This is a genomic window from Fulvivirga aurantia, assembly GCF_009711475.1.
Taxonomy (GTDB): Bacteria; Bacteroidota; Bacteroidia; order Cytophagales; family Cyclobacteriaceae; genus Fulvivirga; species Fulvivirga aurantia.
The window spans coordinates 1-4,547 of the sequence record NZ_SMMD01000604.1 but is presented as its reverse complement, the minus strand read 5'-3'; the positions used below and the strand labels follow the sequence as shown (position 1 = coordinate 4,547).

The 4,547-nt window shown below is 37.2% G+C and carries 5 protein-coding genes; 3 read left to right on the top strand and 2 right to left on the bottom strand.

Annotated features, from left to right (window positions below):
- Positions 1–328: DUF1987 domain-containing protein (locus E1176_RS05505; protein ID WP_155209567.1), on the top strand; the 328-nt coding region annotated here is incomplete at its 5' end.
- A 117-nt stretch (positions 329–445) separates the two neighbouring features.
- Here the strand turns inward: E1176_RS05505 and groL are convergent.
- Positions 446–2,083, bottom strand: a complete 1,638-nt coding sequence (gene groL, locus E1176_RS05500) for a chaperonin GroEL (protein ID WP_155209566.1) — start codon at positions 2,081–2,083, stop codon at positions 446–448.
- 55 nt (positions 2,084–2,138) lie between these two features.
- The gene (locus E1176_RS05495) at positions 2,139–2,417 is read right to left on the bottom strand and encodes a co-chaperone GroES (RefSeq protein WP_155209565.1); all 279 of its coding nucleotides are present in this window, start codon (positions 2,415–2,417) and stop codon (positions 2,139–2,141) included.
- A 248-nt stretch (positions 2,418–2,665) separates the two neighbouring features.
- Between E1176_RS05495 and E1176_RS05490 the strand changes: the two genes are divergently transcribed.
- The gene (locus E1176_RS05490; protein ID WP_155209564.1) at positions 2,666–3,379 is read left to right on the top strand and encodes a hypothetical protein; all 714 of its coding nucleotides are present in this window, start codon (positions 2,666–2,668) and stop codon (positions 3,377–3,379) included.
- A gap of 86 nt (positions 3,380–3,465) precedes the next feature.
- Positions 3,466–4,547: tetratricopeptide repeat protein (locus tag E1176_RS05485; RefSeq protein WP_155209563.1), on the top strand; the 1,082-nt coding region annotated here is incomplete at its 3' end.

Here is a 4,547-nt window from a genome sequence, read left to right as displayed (position 1 = left end):
CGGGAATGAAGGCGTTTTTGAAATGTCAGGCCGATCTATTCCTGAAAATTCCATAGAGTTTTATAAACCACTGATGAAATGGCTGGATAACTATATAGAAGCTCCGGCTGCTTCTACAACATTTAATGTAAACCTTGAGTATTTTAATACGAGTTCTTCTAAGTGCTTGATTGAAATACTACGTAAGCTGGAGGCTGTTAAAGACAAAAGTGCAGTGAAGATACACTGGCATTATGAGGAAGAAGATGAAGATATGATGGAGTCAGGAGAGGACTTTAAAAAGCTGTTGAGCGTGCCTATAGAGCTGGTTGTTTTTAAAGGAGAGTAATTTTTTATAAAGTTATAGATAATAGAAAAGGCTTCGGATTTCCGAAGCCTTTCTATTTACTAACTAATTAAAATCTAGGGATAGTGTATACTATCATTATTTTAATTGAGGCATTGATTACATCATGCCCGGCATTCCGCCACCTGGCATTCCACCTGGCATTCCGCCACCTTTGTCATCTTCAGGGATGTCAGCTACAACAGCTTCTGTAGTAAGTAACAATGAAGCAATTGAAGCAGCATTTTCAAGCGCAAGTCTTGTAACCTTTGTAGGGTCAATTACACCAGCTTCAAACATGTTTTCGTACTTATTATCTCTAGCGTTATAACCGAAGTCATCTTTGCCTTCTCTTATTTTCTGAACGATTACAGAACCTTCCTGACCAGCGTTTTCAACGATAGTTCTTAAAGGAGACTCGATAGCTAGTCTTACGATATTCACACCAGTTTCCTGATCTTCGTTTTGAGTATCGATCTTCTTAAGAGCATCAATCGCTCTGATAAGTGCTACACCACCACCAGCTACAACACCTTCTTGTACCGCAGCTCTTGTTGCGTGAAGTGCATCGTCAACTCTGTCTTTCTTCTCTTTCATTTCTACTTCTGTAGCTGCACCTATGTAAAGGATAGCAACTCCACCAGAAAGCTTAGCTAAACGCTCTTGAAGCTTTTCTTTGTCGTAGTCAGAAGAAGTGTTTTCGATGTTTGCTTTAATCTGGTTGATTCTAGCGTCAATATCTTCTTTCTTACCAGCACCATTTACGATGGTAGTATTGTCTTTATCGATATTTACTTTTTCAGCAGTACCTAGATCATCTAATGTTGCATTTTCTAGTTTGTAACCTCTTTCTTCAGAAATTACAGTACCACCAGTAAGTACAGCGATGTCTTCTAACATAGCCTTTCTTCTGTCACCGAAACCAGGAGCTTTAACAGCAGCGATTTTCAGCGCACCTCTGATTTTGTTTACTACTAGTGTAGCAAGTGCTTCACCGTCAACATCTTCAGAAATAATTAATAAAGGCTTACCAGTTTGAGCAGTAGCTTCTAATACAGGAAGTAACTCCTTCATAGCAGAGATCTTCTTGTCATAGATAAGAATGTAAGGATTCTCAAGCTCAGCTTCCATGCTCTCAGTGTTTGTCACAAAGTATGGAGACAAATAACCTCTGTCAAACTGCATACCTTCTACAGTTTTAACTTCAGTTTCTGTTCCTTTAGCTTCTTCAACAGTAATTACACCGTCTTTTCCAACTTTGTCCATGGCGTCAGCTATCATTTGACCAATTTCCGGGTCGTTGTTTGCTGAAATAGTACCTACCTGGGCAATTTCCTGAGAAGTTTTGATAGTCTTAGACTGCTTCTTAAGGTTTTCAACAACAGCAGTTACAGCTTTGTCGATACCTCTTTTAAGATCCATTGGGTTGGCTCCAGCAGCTACGTTTTTAATACCGTGAGAGAAGATAGACTGTGCAAGTACTGTAGCAGTAGTAGTACCGTCACCAGCATCATCAGCAGTTTTAGAAGCAACTTCTTTTACAAGCTGAGCTCCCATGTTTTCGATGCTATCTTCAAGTTCAATGTCTTTAGCTACAGAAACACCATCTTTTGTTACTGTAGGAGCACCAAACTTCTTATCAAGAATTACATTTCTTCCTTTAGGACCTAATGTTACTTTTACTGCATCTGCCAATGCGTCAACTCCTTTTTTGAGTTTTTCTCTGGCAGCTGTTTCGAACATTATTTCTTTAGCCATAGTATTATATATTTTTAATTAAATAATTTTTTTGATTGAATTAGATAGGGTGATATTATACGATCGCGAAAATATCTGACTCACGCATGATCAAATATTCTTTTCCTTCTACAGTAATCTCAGTACCGGCATACTTACCATAAAGTACTTCGTCACCAGTTTTTACAGTCAAAGGCTCATCTTTTTTACCATTACCAACTGCAATAACACGACCTTTTTGTGGTTTTTCTTTAGCCGTATCAGGAATGATGATTCCAGACGCTGTCTTTTCTTCAGCAGCAGCAGCTTCAACTAAAACTCTGTCTGCAAGTGGTTTGATTTTAACTTCTGACATTTTCGTATTTGGTTTAATTATTAACTTAAATCAGTTCTTTTACATGACGCTATATATCATGTTCTATGCCAAGACGTAGAAAGAAATTAAATCGGACAATTTTGCAGGCTGTGATTGGAAAAAGCCCAAATCAATGACAGCAAGCGTGACAGTTTTACATTAAAACTAAAATGGCAAAATGTCAGTATTGCCAGTATTGTAGATTTTGAGTATATTCTGTTTGGTTTACACTTATAAATTGAGAGCATATGACAAGACTTGAAGCAAACTGGTTGACCGATGGCCTTATTGATTTTGAGTATAAGAAATACCTACTCCTCTCATACTTTAAAGAAGTAAAAGGATCTTTCAATAAGCTAAAGCTATATCCATTTTTGGCAGACCTGGTATTTCATTACAACAACATCCTGGATTTTAAAAAGAACAAAACCCTAATGCAGGATAAGTTTCCAGGGCGATTGAAGGAAGTAGACCTTAAAAAACTGGAATTGATCTACGAGCAGTTGATTAAGGATGACCAGATAATGAACGAAATTGAGGAGATAATAGAATATGCACTGCCACTTTTTAAAGAGAACTTGAATGAAGGAAAAGAGATTTATGAGTTTGTCGAAAAAAATTGTGAAGTAACTACCGTGGGTCTAATGCCGCTTTATGCCGATGAAGGCTATTTTTTCATAGAGCAAAATAGGCGATCTCAGGCTTATATCTACAGGTACCAGATGACTGTTTTTGAAAATGCCACGGAGAACATGAGAGGTATTCATACAGAATATATCAGTGCATTTAGTCGTGGGCTGGGAGAGACTTACGAAAGTAAAAAGCTTAAACTCTCTAAATCACAACCTGACTTACCTAACCCGGCAGTTTTCTTGATAAACACAAAATTGCGTTTTCCAAAGAAATCTACCCTGCTTCCGGTGGTAAAAAGGCTTTTGGTACGATATATCAGTATGACCTGATTTTTTCTAATTGCATTTTTCTTTGATCTAAGGTGTAATAACTATCTTTAGCCTTTATCCATATTTCATATCATAAATTAAAGGGTTTGAAGAAAGTCTACTTTATCACGGCATTGTGTTTTTATTCATTAATAAGTTTTGGGCAAAATACAGACAGCCTTAAGGCTTTGATTAAAAATGCTGATAATGAGCAAGATGCTGCTCTTCATACGTTACATTATATCGAGACTATAGTCGATGTCAACTCTCCTGAGGCACTGAAAGTGGCCTATGCTTTAAAGGAAAAGGAGATTGTAAAAAATGATTCCTCCTTATTTGCTAAAACCGTCTACTTACTCGGTGACATCTACGCTTCTCAAGGAAGGTATGATTCTGCTAAATTTTATTGTCAGAAAGCTGTAGACTACGCACGAAATATTGATGATAAACACCTCTTGTCTAATGGTTTAATCACACTTGGGATCGTACACGATTATCTCGGAGTATTAGATCAGGCGCTCGATTATTATCTACAGGCACTTGATATAAAAGAAAAATTGGGTGACAAAAGTGGTGTGGCAGACGTGCATAATAACATTGCCATACTTTATAGCTTCCAAAATCAATACGATAAAGCGATAGAGTACTTCAATTACAGTTTAGAGGTGAGAGAGCAAATGGGTGATATTAAGGGAGTAGCTGCTGCTTATAATAATATTGGTCTCATCTATCTTAACCTTAAAGAGTTTGAAGATGCATTAAAGTATCAGAAAAAAAGCCTTGAAATAAAAGAAGAGATGGGGGATAAGCGCGGTATGTCTACCTCTTACAATAACATAGGTATTATATTCTTTAAACAAGGTATACCAGAAAGAGCGATTGTTTATTATGAGCGTGCCTTAAAATTGAAAGAGGAGATAGGGTTTGATGCTGATATAGCACTATCGCACCTCAATATTGGTGAGGCTTTTATGGAAATTGGAAATGTAAAAAAAGCTACTTACCACTTAGAAAAAGCCGTAGAGCTAGCCAAAATTTCTAACAATAGAGATGACTTGAGGGTGACCTATCAAATATTGGCTGAGCTCAATGCTAAAACACAAAATTACAAGGACGCATATGAGTACCACCAATTATATGCTCAGCTCAATGACAGTATTTTTAATATGGAAAGTGCCAGCCGCATGGC